This window comes from Streptomyces sp. NPDC014864 (assembly GCF_043081525.1).
GTDB lineage: Bacteria > Actinomycetota > Actinomycetes > Streptomycetales > Streptomycetaceae > Streptomyces.
This window is the reverse complement of sequence record NZ_JBIBWT010000024.1, coordinates 68,575-88,880: the sequence shown is the minus strand read 5'-3', so window position 1 is coordinate 88,880 and position 20,306 is coordinate 68,575. Positions and strand designations below refer to the sequence as shown.

The window sequence follows — 20,306 nt, the reverse complement described above, 5'->3', positions numbered from 1 at the left end:
CGGCTGGCTGCACACCTACAATCACCACCGCGGACACACCGCGCTCAAGGGCCAACCACCCGCCAGCCGCGTCCCCAACCTCACAGGGCAATACAGCTAGCCCGGGCGGTCGTCGGCGCGCACGCGCGCGTGGCTGCCGTCGGCACGCACGCGCGCGTGTTGTGGGGCGCGGCCCGTACCCCGGTCGGTGGGGGTGCGGGCCGTGCGCGGTTCAGGTGGCGACGGTCTGGCGGCGCCTCGCACCGTACGCCATCGCGTGCTGGACCACACCGACGAGAACCTCCTTGACCGCTTCCCGGTCGCGGGCGTCGCACAGCAGCAGGGGCACGTCGTCGTCGAGGTCGAGGGCCTGGCGCACGGTCTCCACCGGATACCGGGCGGCCCCCTCGAAGCAGTTGACGCCGACCACGAAGGGGATGGACCGCCGCTCGAAGTAGTCGACGGCGGCGAAGCAGTCCTCCAGCCGGCGGGTGTCGGCCAGTACCACCGCGCCCAGCGCCCCCTCGGACAGCTCGTCCCACATGAACCAGAACCGCTCCTGCCCGGGGGTGCCGAAGAGGTACAGCACCAGGTCCTCGCGCAGCGTGATCCGTCCGAAGTCCATGGCCACGGTCGTGGTGTGCTTGCCCTCGACACCCGTGACGTCGTCGACCGGGCGCCCGGCCTCGGTGAGCAGTTCCTCGGTGCGCAGCGGCCTGATCTCGCTGACCGCGCCGACGAGGGTCGTCTTGCCCACGCCGAAGCCGCCGGCCACCAGGATCTTGAGCGTGACGGGCTCGACCGGGGGCTTGCCGCGCTCAGAACGCCCGAAGATCATCGCTTTCTTCTCCTGCTCGATGGGGGTCGGGCGACGGTGGGCCATAGCCTCCGCCGCCGGGGGTTTCGATGACGAGGACGTCGCCCGGGGCGACGTCCGCCGAGTCGCTTCCGCCGAGTTCCACGACCGTGCCGTCCGCGCGCTCCACCCGGTTGGCGCCGAGCGCGCCGGGCTCGCCGCCCGCCATCCCGTACGGGGGGACCCTGCGGTGCTGGGACAGGGTCGAGACGGTCATGGGTTCGAGGAAGCGGATGCGGCGCACCGCGCCGTCTCCGCCGCGCCATCGTCCGGTCCCGCCGCTGCCGCGTCGGACCGCGAACTCCTCCAGCCGGACCGGCAGCCGCCACTCGAGGACCTCGGGGTCGGTGAGGCGGGAGTTGGTCATGTGGGTCTGGACCACGCTCGCGCCGGGGAAGCCGTCGCCCGCGCCGGAGCCGGACGCGACGGTCTCGTAGTACTGGTGGCGCTCGTTGCCGAAGGTGACGTTGTTCATCGTCCCGGAGCCCTCGGCCTGGACGCCGAGCGCCGCGTACAGGGCGCCGGTGATGGCCTGGGAAGTCTCCACGTTCCCGGCCACTACGGCGGCCGGCGGGTCGGGGCTGAGCATCGAGGCGGGCGGCACCACGATCCGCAGGGGCCGCAGACAGCCGTCGTTGAGCGGGATGTCGGCGGCGACCAGGGTGCGGAAGACGTACAGGACGGCCGCGTTCACCACGGAGAACGGGGCGTTGAAGTTGGTCGCGAGCTGCGGCGAGGTGCCGGTGAAGTCGATCGTCGCCGACCGGTCGACGCGGTCCACGTCCACGCGGACCCGGATGACCGCGCCCGCGTCGGTCTCGTAGGCGTACTCGCCGTCGTCGAGCGCGTCGATGACGCGGCGGACCGCCTCCTCCGCGTTGTCCTGGACGTGCCGCATGTAGGCCTGGACGACGTCGAGCCCGAAGTCCTCGATCATGCGGGCGACCTCGTCGACTCCCTTGCGGTTGGCGGCGATCTGGGCGCGCAGGTCGGCGAGGTTGGTCCGCGGATTGCGGGAGGGGTACGGCGCCTCGGTCAGCAGGCGGTGGGTCTCCTCCTCGCGGAAGCGGCCGTTCTCGGCGAGCAGCCAGTTGTCGAAGAGGACGCCCTCTTCCTCGATGGTGCGGCTGTGGGCGGGCATGGAGCCCGGCGCTACGCCGCCGATCTCGGCGTGGTGGCCCCGCGAGGCGACGTAGAACAGGATCCGGTCACCCTCCGTGCCGAAGACCGGGGTGATGACGGTGACGTCCGGCAGGTGCGTGCCGCCGTGGTACGGGTCGTTGACGGCGTAGGTGTCGCCCGGCCGCATCCGGGGGCCGCGGCGCCGGATGACCTCCTTGACGCTGGTGCCCATCGAGCCCAGGTGGACGGGGATGTGCGGGGCGTTGGCCACCAGGTTTCCGTCCGGGTCGAACAGGGCGCAGGAGAAGTCGAGGCGCTCCTTGATGTTGACCGACTGGGCCGTGGACTCCAGCCGGGCGCCCATCTGTTCGGCGATGGACATGAAGAGGTTGTTGAACACCTCGAGGAGAACCGGGTCGGCTTCCGTGTCCAGCTCGGAACTCTGCGTGACCGCCGCGCGTTCCATGACCAGATGCCCCTCGCCGGAGGCCGCGGCCCGCCAGCCGTCGTCCACGACGGTCGTCGCGCCGGCCTCGGTGATGATCGCCGGGCCGGTGACGGTCTCGCCGGGAGGCAGGTCCTCACGGCGGTGGTGGGGTACGTCGCGCCAGGCGCCGTCGGTGTGGAGACGGACGGTCTCCGCGCCGGCGGAACGGCCGGCGGCGGCGCGGTAGGGGGCGAGGGCGGAGAGATCGGGGGGGTCGGTGATGCCGGTGGCTTCCACGGAGAGGGCTTCGACGACGACGGGACGGTCGAGTGCGAAGGAATACGTGGCGCGATGACGTTCTTCGAAGGCGTGTTTCATCGCGTCGGGCTCGGAGAGCTCGACGGTCAGGGTGGTGTCCGTGCCGTCGTAGCGGAGCTGGGCGCGCCGGGTGACGCGGATGCGGTCCGGGGGCACGTCCTCGGCCAGGAGTTCGGCGCGGGCCGCTCCCTCCAGGTCGTCGGCGGTCTTCAGGACACCCGGCATCGAGGCGGGTTCCAGGGGTGCCTCGACGGACTGTTCACGCATGGCGGTGGTGTCGGCGAGGCCGATGCCGAGGGCGGACAGCACGCCGGCCATGGGCGGGACGAGGACGGTGCGGATGCCGAGCGAGTCGGCGACCATGCAGGCGTGCTGCCCGCCCGCGCCGCCGAAGGTGGTGAGGGCGTAGCGGGTGACGTCGTGGCCCTTCTGCACGGAGATCCGCTTCACCGCGTTGGCGATGTTGGCGACGGCGATCTGCAGGTAGCCCTCGGCGACCTGTTCGGGTGTGCGGTCGTCGCCGGTCCTCTCGCGGATCTCACGGGCGAGGGCGGTGAACCGCTCGCGTACGAGAGCCTCGTCCAGCGGCTGATCTCCGCCGGGGCCGAACACCGCGGGGAAGTGCGCGGGCTGGATGCGGCCCAGCATGACGTTGGCGTCGGTGACGGCGAGCGGGCCGCCGCCGCGGTAGCAGGCGGGTCCCGGGACCGCGCCCGCCGAGTCGGGGCCGACCCGGTAGCGGGAGCCGTCGAAGTGCAGGACGGAGCCGCCGCCCGCGGCCACGGTGTGGATGTCCAGCATCGGCGACCGCAGCCGTACGCCGGCGATCTGCGTGGTGAAGACCCGTTCGTACTCGCCCGCGAAGTGGGAGACGTCGGTGGAGGTGCCGCCCATGTCGAAGCCGATGACACGGTCGTGGCCGGCGAGCTGGGACATGCGCGCCATGCCGACGATGCCGCCCGCGGGGCCGGACAGGATGGCGTCCTTGCCGCGGAACTGCCCCGCCTCGGCGAGTCCCCCGTTGGACTGCATGAACATCAGCCGTACGCCTTCGAGTTCGTCGGCGACGTGCTGGACGTAGCGGCGCAGCACGGGCGACAGGTAGGCGTCGACGACGGCGGTGTCCCCGCGCGGGACGAGCTTCATCAGCGGACTGACCTCGCTGGAGAGCGAGATCTGCGGGAAGCCGATCCGGGCGGCCAGTTCCCCGACGGCCCGCTCGTGCGCGGGATGCAGATGACTGTGCAGGCAGACCACGGCGACGGCGCGGATCCCGTCGTCGTAGGCGGCCTGGAGCGGGGCGGCCAGGGCGTCCAGGTCGGGCGCGCGCAGGACGGTGCCGTCCGCCGCGATGCGCTCGTCGATCTCGATGACGCGTTCGTGGAGCAGTTCCGGCAGTTCGATGCGGCGGGCGAAGATGTGCGGGCGGTTCTGGTAGCCGATGCGCAGGGCGTCGCCGAACCCGCGGGTGACGAGGAGCAGGGTCCGCTCGCCGGTGCGCTCCAGCAGGGCGTTGGTGGCGACGGTGGTGCCCATGCGGACGGCGTCGACGTGCGCGGGGGAACCGTCGAGGAGTTCGCGCACTCCGGCCACGGCCGCGTCGGCGTAGCGCGCGGGGTTGTCGGACAGCAGTTTGTGCGTGATCAGGCGGCCGTCCGGGCGCCGCGCGACCACATCGGTGAAGGTGCCGCCCCGGTCGACCCAGAACTGCCAGCCTGTCACGTCACTACCCCGCTTCCGCGCCGCTCACAGCGCCCGCAGGCCGTTGATCACGTCGCGCAGAATACTCTCGTCCGGCAGCTCGGCCGGGGGTACCGGACGCTTCACATGGACGTATTCCTCGTCCACGAGGTCACCGACGAGGACCCGTACGACGCCGACCGGGAGGTCCAGTTCCGCGGAGAGCTCGGCGACCGACTGGGGGGTGTCGCGGCACAGTTCGACGATGTCCACGTGCTCCGGGGACAGGGTGTGGTCGGCCTCCGGATCGTCCACGTGGGGTTCCGTGACGACCACCGCGATCAGGTCCAGGCGGTGCTGGGCCGCATGGCTGGTGCGGCCCCGTGTCATCGCGTACGGACGGACCACGGGCCCGGCCTCGTCGTCGAACCAGTGTCTTCTGGCCTGACCGTCTCCGCTCATGTCATCTCACTACCCACCGGCGGGCAGATCGGTGCGCGGAGCGGCGCCCAGATGGACGCCGACCCGCTTGACGAGGAGGGTCATCTCGTAGGCGACCTGGCCCACGTCCGAGTCGGCGTCCGAGAGGACGGCGAGGCAGCTGCCGTCGCCGGCCGCGGTGACGAACAGGAAGGCGTCGTCCAGCTCCACGACCGTCTGCCGGACGCTGCCCGCCTCGAAGTGGCGGCCGACGCCCTTGGCCAGGCTGTGGAACCCGGAGGCCACGGCGGCCAGGTGTTCGCTGTCCTCGCGGGTGAGGTCCTTGGACGCGCCCGTGGCCAGACCGTCCCCGGAGAGGACGACGGCCTTGCGGATGCTGACGACGCGGTCCACGAGTTCGTCCAGGAGCCAGTTCAGCTCCACCTTGTCGGTCGTGTTGTGGCCGGTGGCCTTCGGTGCGGTCATCGACCGTCCCCCTTTGTCGTTCCTTGTGCTGTGCCGTCCGGGGCGTCGTCGCCCGTGGCGTTCTCCTCACGGCCGCGCTGCCAGCCGCGCTGGAGCGAGGCCATACGGCTGCGCACCTCGTCGGCGTCGCGTTCGGCGGGTCCCGGCCGATTCTCGCTGCGTCGCTCCGGGCTCTGCTTCAGTTGCGGGGCGAGATTCGCCTGCCGGACGCGCCGGGGCAGCGGCACGGCGCCGGGCTCGCTCTCCTCAGGGGCGGTGGCGCGGCCCCGGCCCGGGCCGGCCGGGCCACCGGCCGCCAGGGCGGCGCGCCGGTTGCGCTGCGGGAGCGCGGGAGCCTGCTCCGGGCGTTTCCCGGTGGGCGGGGAGGCCGGAGCCTCATCGCGTCCGCCGAGGCGGTCGTCCGAGGCGGTCGGACGCCTCAGCGTGGTCTCGCCGCGTCGGCGGGCCGGCAGGGGCGCCACCTCCTTCTCCGGCCGGCCGAAGCCCGCCGAGGGCTTCTCGTCCGGCGGCTCGCGCCGGGACCGGTGGTCGGCGACCGGTCGTCCATGGGAGCTGACCAGCTTCGGCGCCCGGCGCCGGGGCAGCGGGACCGGGACCGCCGGGTCCCGGTCGGCGCCTTCGTCGGGGGCGCCGCGCACACCAGGATCCGGGCGGTGTCCGCCGCCCTGGCGTACCACCGGCTCGTCGGTCTCCGGCCTGCCGGAGGAGCGGCGCGGGCGGAACAACGCCCCGTGCTCGCCGTCCTCGTCGTCCAGGCCGTCCGGGAAGGCACCGAGGGCGCCCAGGCCGACGGGGGCCTCCAGCTCCACCGGCCCGTCCAGCAGCGAGGCCGGCAGCCCGGGAAGCTGTACCGGCGTCTGGGAGAGGGCGGTCCCGCGGCTGCTCTCGCGCTCGGCCGCGGGGCGGTCCGGGTCGGGGCGGAAGCCGACGCCGTCGGTGTCGGGGACGTCGTCCGTCAGCAGCACGTCGGGGAGGAAGACGACGGCGGTGGTGCCGCCGTACGGGGACGGCTGCAGAGAGACCCGGACGTTCTGCCGCTGGGCGAGCCGGCTGACGACGAACAGGCCGAGCCGGTCGGTGTCGGAGAGTTCGAACTCCGGGGTCTCCGCGAGGCGGAGGTTGGCGTCGAGCAGCGCTTCGGCGGGCATGCCGAGACCGCGATCGTGGATCTCCAGGGTGAAGCCGTTGGCGACGCGCTCTCCGAGTACCTGCACGGCGGTGTGCGGCGGGGAGAACATCGTGGCGTTCTCCAGGAGTTCGGCCACCAGGTGGGTGAGGTCGGCGACGGCGGGGCCCGTGACGGCGACCCGCGGCAGCCGGCGGACCTCGATACGTTCGTAGTCCTCGACCTCGGCGACAGCGGCGCGCACGACGTCCATCAGCTGCACCGGCTTGCGCCACTGCCGGGACGGGGCGGCGCCGGAGAGGATGACCAGGCCCTCGGCGTGCCGGCGCATCCGGGTGGTGAGGTGGTCGAGGCGGAAGAGGTCGGCGAGTTCCTCGGTGTCCTCGGTCCGGCGTTCCATGGTGTCGAGGAGGGTGAGCTGCTTGTGCAGCAGGACCTGGCTGCGGCGGGCGAGGTTGACGAACACCTCGGAGACCCCGGTGCGGAGTTCGGCCTGCTTGACGGCGGCCTCGACGGCGGCCCGCTGCAGGGTGTTGAGGGCCTGTCCGACCTCGCCGATCTCGTTCTTGTCGTACTCGAGCCGTGGTACCTCGGTCTCCACGTCGACCTGTTCGCCGGCCGACAGGCGGCGCATCACGCTGGGCAGCCGGACGCCGGACGCCTCGTGGGCCTCCAGCCGCAGTTGCCTGAGATCGCGGACGAGGCTGCGGCCGATGCGTACGGACAGCACGAGGGAGAGCAGCACGGCGGCCAGACCGAGGATGCCCGCGACGGCCGCCCGCAGGACGACGTCCATGGCGAGGGGGCGGACGCGTTCCTGGTAGCGGTCGCCCACCTGGACGTCGAGGGCGCGCAGTTCGTCGAGCACGTTGCCCGCGGCGGTGTCCCAGCTCTTGGCGCTGACGTCCCGGGGCGTGCCGGCGCCGGAGGAGACGACGGCCCGTTCGGCGGAGCGCAGCGGGGCGGTCGAGGCGTCCTTCCAGAAGTGCTCGTAGCGGTCGCTCTCGGACGCGGGGATCAGCGGCAGGTTGATCTCGTACAGGAGAGTGCGCTGGGCGACGAGGTCGGAGATGTCGCGGACCTCGCCGCGGGACAGCCTGCCGACCACCAGGGCGGAGCCGAGCAGGGCGTCCTCGCGGGAGAGGAGTTCACGGGCGCGGGTGATGTTGACGAGGGCCCGGGCCTCCTTGTTCATGTCCACGTCGTCGATGCCGTCGAGGGTGGAGAGCAGTGTGAAGCACGGATCGACCAGGCGGTTGTAGAGGTCGAGGGCCTGGGCACGGGAGAGGGTGCCGCCCTCCACGCTGCGCCGCAGGGAGCCGACGCCGTCGAGGGCGTCCAGGGCAGCGGTGAGGCGGTCGCCGTCGTCCCGGTCCATGCCGTCGCGCACGGCGGCGTTCCGCGCGTTCTTCCGGAGCCCGGCGATCACCCCGTCGGTGACGGCCCGGGTGCGGCGGAGCGCGGACAGCGCGTCGGAGGCCCGGGGATCGGCCAGGTAGACGAGGGTCTGGCGGCGTTCCTGCTGCAGGGCTCGCACGGTGTTCTCGGTCGGGTAGCCGACCTTCTCCACCAGGGAGGTCACGTGGAACAGCTGGGTCGCCTCGCGTCCAGTGATCACGGTCGCGAAGGCCCAGATGGCGGTCAGCGACAGCAGCGGCACGAGAAGCAGCGCCACGATCTTCCGGCGGATGGACTTCCCGCGAAAGCGCATGGCCTCCCCCAGCTCGACCCCCATGGGAAGGGGGTACACATGTGCGTCAACAAACGGCGCGAGCCTACTACCGACGCACAGATAACTCGAAGAGCTGTCCGGAGCCTGAACTTCCGTACCGGGGGCGAGAGAGGGCGAGTTGTCCGGGCATTGCGGGAGATGCCGCCCCGGAATCCGAAGTCGGCGGGTGCAGCGGAACAGGTCGTCCGACTCCTTGAGTTGGCCGATATTTTTCCCACCCGGGAATCATCGCGACGTCTCGTTCGTCCTACTCCATGGGAAATGGGGGCGGAATCGGCCACAGGAGCCGTGTCCCGCACCTGGGCGGCGTAAAGCAGCGCAAGGCGGGCAGCCAGAGGGAAGCCGGTTCTTCGGACACCGGGGCGAACGGTCTGCTGGCGGTGGGGAGTGACACGTTGATGGGCACGGCGGAGCGGTGCGACACGGCCGCTGACGGCGAGGTGGCGCCTGTGACGGCGGCGCGACGGGCGTCCGAGGCACGGGATCGCGACATTCCGGCGGCGCGGGCCGTCTCGGAGGGCGGACCCGGCCCGGCCGCGGAAGCGGCCGGTGCGGCGGCCTCCCGCGGCGGTACGGCGACAGCCGACGAACAGGAGGTGGAGTTCACCACGGCGAACGCGACGTGGCCGCAGTCCGACCACAGGCCGCTGTGGGTGGAGGAGCCCGCGCGACGGCGCAGGCTCCCGGATCCGGTGCGGGTGGCGGCGGTGCGGGCGGTTCTGATCATCTCCGTGACGCTCATACAGACGGTGGTGGCGTTCCTGTGCACCATGGCCGAATCCTGGCTGGCCTTCCCCATGGTGATCAGCAGCGTGGCCAGCACGGTGGTCGCCACCTGGGCGGCGCTCGACGTCTGGGTGACCCGCCAGGTGTGGAACCAGCGTTATGGCGTCGTCTCGATGCCGAGCAGCACCGCGCGGGCCCTGCGGCGCGAGCGGCGGCGCCAGGAACGGGCGACCGAGCGGAACCAGCGGCGAACAGGCCGTCGGGGGCGCGGGACAACTGTCGCACCCCTGGGCGCCGGCCGGCTGTCGCACCGCTGAGAGTTGACGGCCGCGCCCGGACCCCGGTGCCCCGCCAGGGGGTGGGCTCCGGGCACGGCTCCCTCGGCCGGTGGCCGGCCACACCGATACGGGCAGGGGGTGAGGGTCACGCCGGCCGTTTGAACATCCGGGTAGCCGTGATCTCGCTGTGCACCGTCTCCCCCGCGGGGGCCTGCTGCGGCAGTCCCGGCCGCAGGTGCTCCTCGACGCTGATGTACTTCAGTCCGGCCCTCAGGTCGGCGTCGTTGCGCAGCCGGATGACCAGCGGGAACTCTGCCAGCGCGGTCGTGTCGAACAGGCCGGTGGTGTAGAGGAGCTGGACGCCGAGCGCGTCGGACACGGCCCGCTGAAGCTCCAGCAGATAGGTGGCGTTGGCGCGGCCGATGGGGTTGTCGAGGAACAGCGTGCCCGCGTGCCGGTGCTTGTCGCGGCCGCGGTCGTTCGACCTCAGGGCCGCCATGGTGCAGTACAGGGCGATGGCGGCGGTGAGCAGCTGACCGCCGGAGAAGACGTCGCCCATCTGCCCGACGGGGACGCGCTCGGCGCGCAGCACGGCGTCCGGCTTGAGGATCTCGACGGCGACGCCTCTGGGCTGGAGGGCGGCGGCCACGCCGCGCAGCAGCAGTGCCATCCCGTCCCGCCGCAGGTCGGAGTTCTTCTTCACGGCGGCCCGGGTGGCCTCGTCGATCACCTCGCCGAGCCGCTCGGTCAGCGTGGCCTGGTCGGGCTCCTCGAAGCGGATCCGGAGGAACTCCTGCCCGGACCACTCGCCCAGTCCCTCGGGCAGGCGGGACAGCCGCTGGGCGGAGCGCAGGGTGGCGAGGGCGGACTCGACGAGCCCGCGCAGCCGGTCCACGATCGAGTCGCGGTTGCGCTCCAGCTGGTCCAGCTCGTCGGTCAGGACGCGCAGGCGGGGCGCGAAGGCCTCGGCCCACTTCTGGGCGTGTTCGGGCAGCGCGGCGGCGGGCAGCTCGCGGATCTGCTGCCGGGCGGGGGTGCGGACCTGTTCGTAGCGGGTGGCGTTGGCGTGCCGGACGAGGATGTCGCTCGCCTCGCGCACCGCGGCCTCCGCGGCGGACAGGTCGGCGGCGCAGCCGCGCAGCGAACGCCGGGTCTCGGCGGCGGTCTGCCGGGCCTCCTCCAGGCTGCCCGGATACGGCTCCTGCTCCTCCCCCTCCTCCTCTGCGGTGTGCTCGCGCAGCAGGTCGCGGAGCAGGGCGGCGACCTCGTCGAAGCCGCTCGCCCCGTCCTCGGCGGACCGGTGGGCCTCCAGGAGTTCGGCGTGCGCCTCGCGGGCCTGCGCCAACGCCTCGGTGCGGGAGGCGAGTTCGGCGGTGGCCGTGCGCAGCATGGCCTGCGCGTGCTCGGCGTCGCGCGGGAGGAGTTCCTCGGGCAGCTCGGTGTGCGTCTCGGCGTCCTCGGCGGGTGCCAGCCGCTCGGCCTCGCCGCGCAGCCGGCCGAGCTGCTCGCTGGCGGTCGACATACGGGTCTCCAGGAGCTGCACCAGCTCCTCGGCCCGGGCCGCGGCGGCCTGCCGGGACGGGCCGTCGGCTCCGTCGGTCGACTGCAGGAGCTGCTCCGCGCGGGTGCGGACCTTGTTGCTCAGCCGGTCCAGTTCGGCGCGGGCCGCGCTCTCGTCGCTCTCCGCGCGGGCCTGCTCGGCGCGCAGGTCGGCACCGACGCCGACCTTCTCGTAGACCTGGGAGGCGGCGCGGTAGGCCTCGCGGAGGGCGGGCAGGGACGCCTTGGGGGCGGTGTCGTCGGTCTCGGGGACGTCGTCGGGGGCGCCGGCGATCTCGGAGCGCTCGGCGCGCAGCGCACGGGCGGTGCGCCGGGCGTCGTCGGCGGCGCGCTGGGCGGCGCGCCGGTCCTCGTCGGCGGCCCGGGCGCGGTCCAGGCAGGTCTGTGCGCGGGCCTCCGACTCGGCGGCCTCGTCGGCGAGTTCGCGCAGTCTGACCTGCCAGCCGGCGCGCTCGCGCAGCCGGAACGCGAGCCCGGCCAGGGCGTCCGCGGCGCGCCGCGCCTTCTGCGCGGCCTCCTGCCGCACGTCGCGCACGTGGGCCGCCTCGGCGGCGGCCTCGTCGCACTCGGCGCGCGCGGTCCGCGCCTCGGCCAGCTCGGCCTCGGCCTCCTCGGCGAAAGCGCGCGCGTCCTGGGCGGCCTGCGCCAGTTCGGTGAGCCGTCCGGCCGGGCAGCCGGTGCGCCAGGAGGCGAGCCGGGCCGCGAGTTCGCGGTCCTTGCCGAGCCGGGCGGCGAGCCGCCGGATCTCCTCGTCACGGTCGGTCGCCCGCGCGCGCAGCGCCTGCCGCTCCTCGTCGGCCGCGTGCTCGTCGTGCATGGCCGGGTTCGGCGGTACGAGGAAGACGTCACCGGGCGCCGGGGCACCGGCCGGGGTCGGGGCGAGCAGGGCGGCCGCGGTGCCGACGGCCACGGCGGACCGTGGCAGCAGCGCGGCGTCGGCGAGGGCCTCACGGGCCCGCGCGTGGGTGGCCGGGTCGGTGATGATCACACCGTCGACGAGTTCGGGCCTGGCGGCCAGCACGCGCGCGTGGTCGACGGGGTCGACGGCCTGGGCGAGATAGCGCCAGCCGGGCAGGGCGGGAATGCCGTGCTCGCCGAGGAACTCGACCGTGGCCAGCACGTCCGGTCCGGGCGGCAGCAGTCCGCCGTCACCGAGCGCGCCGAGGATGCGGGAGTCGTCGGCGGCGGCGGTGCGCAGCTCGAACAGGTGCCGTTCGGCGGAGGAGACGGCGTCGTCGAGCAGTTCCCGCAGCTCGTCGGCGAAGCGGTCCAGGTCCTCGGGGGCGAGGGAGCCGGTGCGGCTCTCCGCCGCTGCCGGGTCGCCGCCGTCCTCGGCCGGGTTCGCGGCCGGTTCCTGCTCCCGGGCCGTGCCCTGGCGCCCTGAGGCGCCGTCGGGCCCGGTCCGCGGTCCGGGCACTCCCACCCGGCCCGCGCCCGCGGTCCCCGGCAGGCTCAGCAGCTCCGCCAGCCGCTCCTCCGCGGCCAGCGCCTCGGCGATCCGCCGCTCGGCCTCGTGACCGCGCTCCGCCGCCGTCGCCGCGTCGGCCGCGCGGGCCGCCGTCAGTTCGGCCCGGGACTCGGCGGAGGCCGCCTCCCGCGCGTGGTCCGCGGCCTTGCGGGCGGCGTCACGGGCGGCGTCCCAGGCGGCGACCGCCGTCTTCTCCGCGTCGCTGGCGGCGAGGGCCGCGCGCGCGGGGTCCGCGTCGGGGGCGCTGTCGTCGAGCCAGCCCGCGCGCACCGCCTCGGCGGTCTCCTGTTCGACCTCGGCGAGGCGCTGACGCAGGTGCCCGGTCTCGCTGCGGGCGCGCTGTGCCTCGGTGGCGGCGGCGGTCGAGTCCCGGTGGGCGGACTCGCCGGCCTCCTGGAGCCGCGCGGAGCGCTCCTCCTCCTCGTTGGCGAGGGCCTCGGCGCGCTCCGCGGCCGCGTGCAGGGCCCGTACGAGGTCGACGGCGGCCTTGGCGCGGGCGGCGAGCGCCGGGGCCGCGTCCCGCTCGGCCTCCTGGATCGCGGCGGAGACGCGGGCCACGCGGTCGGCGGCGGCGCGGTGGCGCAGCACGGCCTCGGCGGCCTGCCAGGCGGAGTGCAGGGTGCGCGCGTCGGCGAGTTCCCGCTTCTGCGCCGCGGCGGACTTCTCGGCGGCGGCGAGCGCCAGGGAGGCGTGCCGGTAGGCGAGTTCGGCGGCGATCAGCGAGCTGCGCTCCCGGGCGCCCTCGCTGTGCGTGACGGCGTACGCGGCGGCCGTGACCCGCTGGGCGAGGTCCGCTGCCCGCACCCGCTCGCGCACGGCCCGGGCGGTCAGCCGCCGGGCCAGGCCGCGCGTGCGCCGCTCGGCCCCCGTGTGGATGTCCCGCGCCCGGGCGCGGGTCTCGGCGGCCTCGACGATCCGTCCGAGCAGGTCCACCGAACCGGCGGTGAAGTCGCGTTCGGCGATGAGCTCGGCGCGCCGGCCGAGCTTGTTGCCGAAGCCGCTGACGAGGTCGGCGAGGCCGTCGGTGTCCCGGGTGTCGGTGACGGCGCGCAGCAGCAGATCGGTGAAGTCGGAGTCCTTCTTGACCGCGAAGAGGCCGGCCGCCTCGCCCTCGTCGGCGTTCATCTCCCTCTGGTAGCGGAAGAGTTCGGGGTCCAGACCGAGCTCGCCGAGGTGCTCGGTCCAGCGCTCGTGGATCTCCTCCCAGTGCACCTCCAGGTGCGGATAGGCCTTGCCGGCCTCGGTGAGGGCGTCGCGGAAGCCCTTCATGGTGCGGCGGCGGCCCTGCGCGCCCGACTGGCCCTCGGCGGACGGCCGTACGGCGGTGGCCTCGGCGACGGGGAGGTTGTCCAGAGTGAGGCCGGGGCCGGGCCGGAAGGAGTACCAGGCCTCGGCGAACTTGCGCGGGTCGTTGGACACCTGGCGGCCGCGCCACTCGCTCACCTTGCCGACGACGACGCACTCGCCGGTCTGCACGTGCTGCCACTCCAGGGCCACGTGCCCGCAGTCGTCGGCGAGCAGGAACTTGCGCAGCACGCCGGAGCTGGCGCCGCCCAGGGTGTTGCGGTGGCCGGGCAGCATCACCGAGAAGATCAGCTTGAGCAGGACCGACTTGCCGCCGCCGTTCTCCAGGAAGAGCACCCCGGCGGGCGCCGGCCGGCGCGGCGGGCCGACCGGCTCCTCCTCGAAGAACTCCGCCTGGGTCGGCGCGGGGTCGGGCACGGGCTCCCCCACGCCCCGCAGGTCAAGCACGGTGTCGGCGTAGCGCGCACCGGCGGGCCCGATGGAGTAGAGGCGGACCCGGGACAGCTCGTACATGGCGGACTCTCGTCAGTCTTCTTGCAGATCGGCGGAACGGGCGATCGGGGATCAGGAGTGGAACGGCAGCCCTGCGTCGGCCACCAGGTCCAGGTCGTCGGTGTCGTCGGCGGGCAGCAGGGTCGGGGTGCCGTCCGTGACGGGGACGATGCCCAGGTCGAGGAGCTCGGCCAGGGCGGCGCTGCCCGCCATGTCGCGCACCTGGAGCTGGTAGCGGGCCGTCGTGCGGTAGGTGCCGCCGTGGTCGTCGCCGGTGCGCTGGAGGAATCCGGAGTCGGTGAGGAAGCCGACGGCCTTCGCCACGATGCCGGTGGTGGAGGCGGCGGGGCGGCGGGCGTCCTTGGTGGCGCCCGTCGCGCTGCGTCTGGCCCAGATCCGCCAGGCGGCCTCCAGTCCGGGGGCGTCGGTGGCCGGGTCGGTGTTCTCGCCCTGCTCCTCGGCCCGCTCCTCCAGGCGGCGGCAGGCCTGCCGGACGAAGGCGTCGACGCCGTTGACGGTGACGCGGCCGATGTAGCCGTCGTCGGCGAGGTCCTCGGGGCGCGGGAACGCCAGCGTGGCGACCGCGAGATGGGCGAGGCCGTGCAGGAACCGGTCCGCGGAGTCGGTGGCGGCGCGACGCGCGTAGTCGCCCATACGGACGGCGAAGACGGAGTCCTCGGCGGCGGTCACCGCCATGCCCGCACGTGGGGACACCTCCAGCACCACGAGTCCGAGTCCGGCGGCCACGGCGTCCGCGAGCCGCGCGAACGCCGGGTCCTCCCGGTGGCGGCGCAGCAGTTCCGCGTACTCCTGGTCGCGCGCGGGCTGCAGCTTGGGCTGCAGGCCGAAGGCGACGAGCCGCGCCGCGTCGGCGGCGTCGGCGGGCGTGACGGCGGACCCCGCCGCCGGCGCGGCGGCGGGCTCGGGCTCGCTCCAGTCGACGTGCTCGGTCACGGTCGGGGCTCCTTGTTGCGGTGGTGCTCGCTGGGGTGGCACCGGGGGGTGCGGTGGTACTGGGTGCCGTGGTGGTCTCGGGGAGTGCCGCGGCCCCGTCCGGCACGGTGGCGGCGGCTGCCGCGGTCGTGCCGGACACGGTCGCGGAGGGCGCGGTCGTGTCCGACGTGGTCGCGCGGGCCGACGTCGCACCCGCCGAGGTCAGGCGGGTCCACGTCGCCCGGGTTGACGTGGCGCCCGTCCAGGCCGCGCGGACCCACGTCGCGCCCGTCCAGGCCGCGCGGACCGACGTCGCGCCCGCCGAGGTCACGCGGACCCACGTCGCGCGGGCCGGTATCGCGCACGCCGAGGTCACGCGAACCGGCGTCGGGCCGTTCGGGATCGTGCCGGTCCGGGGCACGCGAACCGGGCTCGTGCGGGCCGGGGTGGACGTGCGCGTGCGGGTGGTTCCCGCCGGCCGGACTCACGCCGCCTCCGTCCGGTCCGCCGCCATCCCCGCCGCGTCCAGCAGGGCGGTCCCGACGATGAGGTCGGCGCCGCCGAACTCCGGGTCGTCCAGCTCGGTTCCGTCGTCCACGGCGAACAGCAGCTTCTCCTCGCCCTGCCGGTAGGCCGTGCCGACCGGCGGGCTGGCCGCGTGCACGGCCAGCAGGGCCACCAGGTACGGCAGTTCGGGGTCCTTGCGGCGGGCCTGGGCGAGCAGCCCCGACAGCCGCCGCGGCGCGTCCGCCGGCAGGTCCAGCAGCTCCGTCGCGGCCGCCAGCTGCTCCTCGCTGAACCGGCTGTCGTCCGGCGTGGCGATCAGGTCGGGCTCCGGCATCTCCGCGCCGAGGTGCTCCCGCTCCACGGGCGGGGTGAGCAGGAGGTCGACGAGATCGCCGACCCGGACGGACACCGGGGTGCGCAGCCCGGTCCCGCGCGCGAAGAAGGCGTCCGTGACCCGGATCGCCCGCTCCACCGGGAGCGGGAGGGTGGGCGCGAGGAGGTGGCCGTAGAGGTCCGTGCCCGAGGCGGTCAGGGGGGTGGCGAAGGCCTGCCGGTCCTGCTCGGCGCGGAACAGCGGGCCCGCCTCGAGCAGCCGGGACTGAAGCTGTGTGTGCCGCCGGATGCAGTCCTTGACGATGTCGACCAGCTCCGCGGCGCGGCGCTTGTTCTCCGGGTCCTCGGACTCGTCGCGGGCGCGGCGGATGTTGGTGAGGATCGCGTTCTCGTGCCGGTAGCGGTCGGCGACGTGGTCCAGGGCCTCGGCGATCATGTCGGGCACGGCGCCCAGCCAGTCCACCGCGCGGACGTTGCGCCGGGTCGCGTCCAGGGCCCGGCGGAGGGTTTCCGAGTACTGCACGGTCCGGTACCGCGCCTGCTCGGCGGCGAGCTGCGCGTCGGCGAGGCGGCCGCGGCTGATCAGCACCTCCAGCTTGACCTCGGCGGCGATCTGGGCGCTGGTGACGTCGGTGTCGAGGGCGCCCACGAGGACGTTGACGGCCTCGTCCGTCGTGCGCAGGTAGACGCTCCCGCCGGGGCCGGGCACCTCCTCGATCAGCTTGAAGTCGTAGTCCCGCCGCACGTAGGAGCCGTCCGGGTCGAAGGTGCCGTACACGGCGCGGAAGCCGCGGTCGGCGCTGCCGACGTTGATCAGGTTCTCCAGGACCCAGCGGGCCACGCGCTCGTGCTCGGCGACGGGCCGGCGCGGGGCCTGGGCGGCGACCCGCGGGACGAGCCGGGCCACGATCTGGTCGTGGTCGGCGCCGGTGTCGAAGTCCATGTTGAGCGTGACGAGGTCGATGGAGGCGAGAGCGATCTCCGCCATGCCGTACACCGAGTACTCACCGGCGAGGTTGGCCTTGCGCGCGTCGAGGTCGTGCAGCGGTGCCGTGCAGGCGAGCGCGCGCAGCCGCCGCGCCAGTCCCTCGTCGGCGGCCGGCCCCGGTGCAGGGCGCGGCCCCGCGCTGAGCTGGGGCGGAACACGGTCCGTCGGTGCAGGCGAAGTCACGGTGCACAGACTAGGTCCTCGGTCCGACAACGACCCAAACGACGCAGATGGGCCCCGGCGCCCTGGAGCCCAACCCGCCCTCGCCGGCCCGGCGCCGGTGCCACGGCGGCGCTACCCGTCCTCGCCGACCCGCCACCGACCCGCCGCCGACCCGTCCTCGGTGTGCCGGCGGCCCCACCCGCCCTCGCCGGCCCGGCGCCGGTGACCCGGCGGCGCTACCCGTCCTCGCCGACCCGCCGCCGGTACACCTCGACGACCCGGGCGAGCGAGTCGTCGAGGTAGACCGCGAGGACCCGCTCGGCCGCGCCGCGGTCGCCGGCCTGGAGGGCCTGCAGGAGCTGCTGGTTGCGGGCGAGGTACGGCTCGTGCAGCCGCCGCGGGTCGTCCACCACGTGGAAGGCGAGACGCAGTTCGGCGAAGACGCTGCGCATCAGCTCGTCGGTGCGCTCACTGCCGGCCAGCGCCACCAGTTCCCGGTGGAAGTGGATGTTGGCCGTGCCCAGCTCTTTCCAGTCACCTTCACGCACCGCCCGCTGTCCCTCCGCCACGGCCCCGGCGAGGCCGTCCAGGGCGTAGGGCGGCTCGCCCAGCCCCCGTACGACGGCGCACTCCACCAGGCGGCGGGTGCGGTAGATGTCCTCGACGTCCTCGACGGTCAGCACCCGTACGAAGACCCCGCGGTTCAGCTCGTGGACGAGCATCCGCTCGTGCGTGAGCAGCCGGAACGCCTCGCGCAGCGTGTTGCGGGACACGCCCAGCGCCCCGCCGATGCTGTCCTCCGACAGCCGGGTGCCGGGCGGGAAGTACCCGTCGGCGATACGGCTCCTGAGGATGTCCGAAACACGCTCGGCGGTGCTGGTGCGGCCCAGCAGGGCCCGGTCGTCGGCCAGTCCCGTCAGCTGCTCTGCCATGCCCGGAATTCAACCGCACACCCGGGGACGAAACAACGGGGGTATTGAAGGATCGTTCAACGATCCTCTACCTTGCTGCGCACGGCACCGCGCCGCTCCCCGTCGCGGCGCCGTGAACTCCCGTACCGCCCGGCTCTTTCCAGCACCCTCCCGTCCCTCAACCGCGAGGTGGCCCATGAGCACGACCCCTCCACCGCAGGCAATGACCTCCGAGACCCGCTCCGCATCGGGTGAACACGGCGCCGACGACGGCGCGTTGGGCTGGCTGCGGGCCCTGGACCCGCGCGGCCGCCGCGCCTTCGCCGGCGCGTTCGGCGGCTACGCCCTCGACTCCTACGACTACTTCACCCTGCCGCTGAGCATGGTCGCGCTGGCGGCCTACTTCGGCCTGGACAGCGGCCAGACCGGGCTGTTCACCACGGTCACGCTGGTCGTCTCGGCGATCGGCGGCGCCGTGGCCGGTGTGGTCGCGGACCGGGTCGGCCGGGTCAAGGCGCTGATGATCACGGTGATCACGTACGCGGTGTTCACCGTGGCCTGCGGTTTCGCCCCCAACTACGAGACGCTGCTGGTCTTCCGCGCTCTCCAGGGTCTCGGCTTCGGCGGCGAGTGGGCGGTGGGCGCGATCCTCGTCGCCGAGTACGCGAGCGCCCGACACCGCGGCCGTACCCTCGGCGCCGTCCAGAGCTCCTGGGCCGTCGGCTGGGCGCTGGCGGCGATCGTCTACACGCTGGTGTTCTCCTTCGCCGGCGACGACCTGGCCTGGCGGGTGATGTTCTGGACCGGCGCGCTGCCCGCGCTGCTCGTGGTGTGGCTGCGCCGCCGGGTGCACGACGCGCCGGAGGCGGCGGCCGTGCGGGAACGCAGCGTGCGCAAGGGCTCGTTCACGGCCATCTTCCAGCCGGGCAGCGCCGGGTCGCCGGGCCTGCTGCGGACGACCGTCTTCGCCGTGCTGCTCTCCACCGGTGTCCAGGGCGGCTACTACACGCTGGCCACATGGGTGCCGACGTACCTGAAGACCGAGCGGGGCCTGTCGGTGGTGGGCACCGGCTCCTACCTGACCTTCCTGATCTCCGGCGCCTTCGTCGGCTACCTGACCGGCGGCCACCTCACCGACCGGCTGGGCCGGCGCCGCACCATCTGGCTCTTCGCGCTGCTGTCGGCGATCTGCGTCCTGGCGTACGCCGACATCCCGAGCGGCGCCAACACCCTGCTGCTGATACTCGGCTTCCCGCTCGGGTTCTGCATGTCCGCGATCTTCAGCGGCTTCGGCTCCTACCTGAGCGAGCTGTACCCGACGGAGGTGCGCGGCACGGGGCAGGGCTTCACGTACAACACCGGCCGCGCCGTGGGCGCCGTCTTCCCGACGCTGGTCGGCTTCCTGGCCGACAGCTGGGGCGTGGGCGGCGCGCTGGTGTTCGGCGCGGTCGGCTACGGTCTGGCGGCCCTCGCGCTGCTGGGTCTGCCGGAGACGCGCGGGAAGGAACTGGTGTGAACGGCGCGGACGACCGCCTGCTGACGGTGGCGGACGGCCTGAGCCCCGCCCTGGTGGAGGTCCCGGCCCAGGCCAGGGCCCACGATCCGGTCACCGCCACCGCCACCGCCACCGCCACGGCCGACGACCCGGCTTCGGCCGTGCCGGTCGGCCCGCCCCGGGCCCCGGCGGCGGACCGCCCCGTCGTCCTCGTCGACGAGCACGCCCGCGCGTGGAGCCCGCGAGCTGCCCGGGCCCGCTTCCGGAACGGACTGACGGGCCCCACCGCCGGGGTCGCCGCGGGCCACACCCAGGTGAACCTCATCTCGGTCCCCGCCGACTGGGCGTACGACATGCTGCTGTTCTGCCAGCGCAACCCGAAGCCCTGCCCGGTCCTCGACGTCACGGACGCCGGTTCCTGGACGACTCCCCTCGCCGCCGGCGCGGACCTGCGCACCGACCTGCCGCGCTACCGGGTGTGGCGGGACGGCGAGCTGGTGGACGAGCCGACGGACGTGCGCGGCCACTGGCGCGACGACCTGGTGTCGTTCCTGATCGGCTGCAGTTTCACCTTCGAGTGGGCGCTGGCCGGGGCGGGCGTGCCGATCCGCCACGTCGAGCAGGGCCGCAACGTCCCGATGTACGTGACGAGCCGTCAGTGCCGCCCGGCCGGGCGGCTGCACGGCCCGATGGTCGTGTCGATGCGCCCGGTGCCGCCGGAGCACCTCTCGGCGGCGATCCGGGAGAGCAGTCTGCTCCCGGCGGTGCACGGCAGCCCGGTGCACTGCGGCGAACCGTCGGGCCTCGGCATCGAGGACCTCGGCCGTCCCGACTTCGGCGACCCGGTGGACGCCGCGCCGGAGGACATCCCGGTGTTCTGGGCCTGCGGAGTCACCCCGCAGGCGGCGGTGATGGCCTCCCGGCCGCCGTTCGCCCTCACCCACGCACCGGGCCAGATGTTCCTGACCGACGCCCGCGACGAGCAGTACCGCGTGGCCTGAG

13 protein-coding genes are annotated in these 20,306 nt (G+C 73.9%); 3 read left to right on the top strand and 10 right to left on the bottom strand.

Annotation, left to right across the window (positions count from 1 at the left end; genetic code table 11):
* Nucleotides 1-211 precede the first annotated feature (211 nt).
* From ACF1A5_RS30915 to ACF1A5_RS30895, 5 genes are read right to left on the bottom strand one after another with little or no spacing between them, the layout of a single operon-like run.
* Complete coding sequence (locus ACF1A5_RS30915; protein ID WP_392196177.1) at nucleotides 212-817, bottom strand: ATP/GTP-binding protein; 606 nt, start codon at nucleotides 815-817, stop codon at nucleotides 212-214.
* Nucleotides 798-4,424, bottom strand: a complete 3,627-nt coding sequence (locus ACF1A5_RS30910) for a hydantoinase B/oxoprolinase family protein (RefSeq protein ID WP_392196176.1) — start codon at nucleotides 4,422-4,424, stop codon at nucleotides 798-800. Before ACF1A5_RS30910 ends, ACF1A5_RS30915 begins: the two co-directional genes overlap by 20 nt.
* Before the next feature lie 24 nt (nucleotides 4,425-4,448).
* Complete coding sequence (locus ACF1A5_RS30905) at nucleotides 4,449-4,844, bottom strand: DUF742 domain-containing protein (protein WP_392196175.1); 396 nt, start codon at nucleotides 4,842-4,844, stop codon at nucleotides 4,449-4,451.
* A 9-nt stretch (nucleotides 4,845-4,853) separates the two neighbouring features.
* Nucleotides 4,854-5,288 carry a roadblock/LC7 domain-containing protein gene (locus ACF1A5_RS30900; RefSeq protein ID WP_392196174.1) on the bottom strand — a complete coding sequence of 145 codons (435 nt, stop codon included), beginning with the start codon at nucleotides 5,286-5,288 and terminating at the stop codon, nucleotides 4,854-4,856.
* Nucleotides 5,285-8,125: a nitrate- and nitrite sensing domain-containing protein gene (locus tag ACF1A5_RS30895; RefSeq protein ID WP_392196180.1), complete on the bottom strand. Its 2,841-nt coding sequence runs from the start codon at nucleotides 8,123-8,125 to the stop codon at nucleotides 5,285-5,287. The genes ACF1A5_RS30900 and ACF1A5_RS30895 overlap by 4 nt, the downstream gene beginning before the upstream one ends.
* Nucleotides 8,126-8,595: 470 nt before the next feature.
* On the opposite strand from ACF1A5_RS30895, the gene ACF1A5_RS30890 reads away from it, so the two are divergent.
* Entirely contained in the window at nucleotides 8,596-9,189 is a 594-nt protein-coding gene (locus tag ACF1A5_RS30890; protein ID WP_392196173.1) for a hypothetical protein, read from the top strand.
* Between the two features lie 106 nt (nucleotides 9,190-9,295).
* Here the strand turns inward: ACF1A5_RS30890 and ACF1A5_RS30885 are convergent, their stop codons facing one another.
* From ACF1A5_RS30885 to ACF1A5_RS30865, 5 genes are all read right to left on the bottom strand, one after another.
* A complete protein-coding gene (locus ACF1A5_RS30885; RefSeq protein ID WP_392196172.1) occupies nucleotides 9,296-13,996 on the bottom strand; it encodes a hypothetical protein in 4,701 nt (1,566 codons plus the stop codon).
* A gap of 51 nt (nucleotides 13,997-14,047) precedes the next feature.
* On the bottom strand, nucleotides 14,048-14,929 hold the full coding sequence (locus tag ACF1A5_RS30880; RefSeq protein ID WP_392196171.1) for a hypothetical protein: 882 nt from the start codon (nucleotides 14,927-14,929) through the stop codon (nucleotides 14,048-14,050).
* The gene (locus ACF1A5_RS30875; RefSeq protein ID WP_392196170.1) at nucleotides 14,926-15,396 is read right to left on the bottom strand and encodes a hypothetical protein; all 471 of its coding nucleotides are present in this window, start codon (nucleotides 15,394-15,396) and stop codon (nucleotides 14,926-14,928) included. The genes ACF1A5_RS30880 and ACF1A5_RS30875 overlap by 4 nt, the downstream gene beginning before the upstream one ends.
* Nucleotides 15,393-16,919, bottom strand: coding sequence for a hypothetical protein (locus ACF1A5_RS30870; RefSeq protein WP_392196169.1), 1,527 nt, complete (start codon nucleotides 16,917-16,919; stop codon nucleotides 15,393-15,395). The genes ACF1A5_RS30875 and ACF1A5_RS30870 overlap by 4 nt, the downstream gene beginning before the upstream one ends.
* A 215-nt stretch (nucleotides 16,920-17,134) precedes the next feature.
* The gene (locus tag ACF1A5_RS30865) at nucleotides 17,135-17,830 is read right to left on the bottom strand and encodes a GntR family transcriptional regulator (protein WP_392196168.1); all 696 of its coding nucleotides are present in this window, start codon (nucleotides 17,828-17,830) and stop codon (nucleotides 17,135-17,137) included.
* Nucleotides 17,831-18,005: 175 nt separating this feature from the next.
* Here ACF1A5_RS30865 and ACF1A5_RS30860 point away from each other — a divergent pair, with 175 nt between their 5' ends.
* Nucleotides 18,006-19,325, top strand: coding sequence for an MFS transporter (locus tag ACF1A5_RS30860; RefSeq protein ID WP_392196167.1), 1,320 nt, complete (start codon nucleotides 18,006-18,008; stop codon nucleotides 19,323-19,325).
* Nucleotides 19,326-19,465: 140 nt separating this feature from the next.
* Nucleotides 19,466-20,305: a putative hydro-lyase gene (locus ACF1A5_RS30855; protein ID WP_392196179.1), complete on the top strand. Its 840-nt coding sequence runs from the start codon at nucleotides 19,466-19,468 to the stop codon at nucleotides 20,303-20,305.
* Nucleotide 20,306 lies beyond the last annotated feature (1 nt).

Coding starts and splice junctions, on each gene's coding strand:
- ACF1A5_RS30915 (WP_392196177.1), bottom strand. CDS start 817: ATGATCTTCGGGCGTTCTGAGCGCGGCAAGCCCCCGGTCGAGCCCGTC.
- ACF1A5_RS30905 (WP_392196175.1), bottom strand. CDS start 4,844: ATGAGCGGAGACGGTCAGGCCAGAAGACACTGGTTCGACGACGAGGCC.
- ACF1A5_RS30900 (WP_392196174.1), bottom strand. CDS start 5,288: ATGACCGCACCGAAGGCCACCGGCCACAACACGACCGACAAGGTGGAG.
- ACF1A5_RS30895 (WP_392196180.1), bottom strand. CDS start 8,125: ATGCGCTTTCGCGGGAAGTCCATCCGCCGGAAGATCGTGGCGCTGCTT.
- ACF1A5_RS30885 (WP_392196172.1), bottom strand. CDS start 13,996: ATGTACGAGCTGTCCCGGGTCCGCCTCTACTCCATCGGGCCCGCCGGT.
- ACF1A5_RS30865 (WP_392196168.1), bottom strand. CDS start 17,830: ATGGCAGAGCAGCTGACGGGACTGGCCGACGACCGGGCCCTGCTGGGC.
- ACF1A5_RS30860 (WP_392196167.1), top strand. CDS start 18,006: ATGAGCACGACCCCTCCACCGCAGGCAATGACCTCCGAGACCCGCTCC.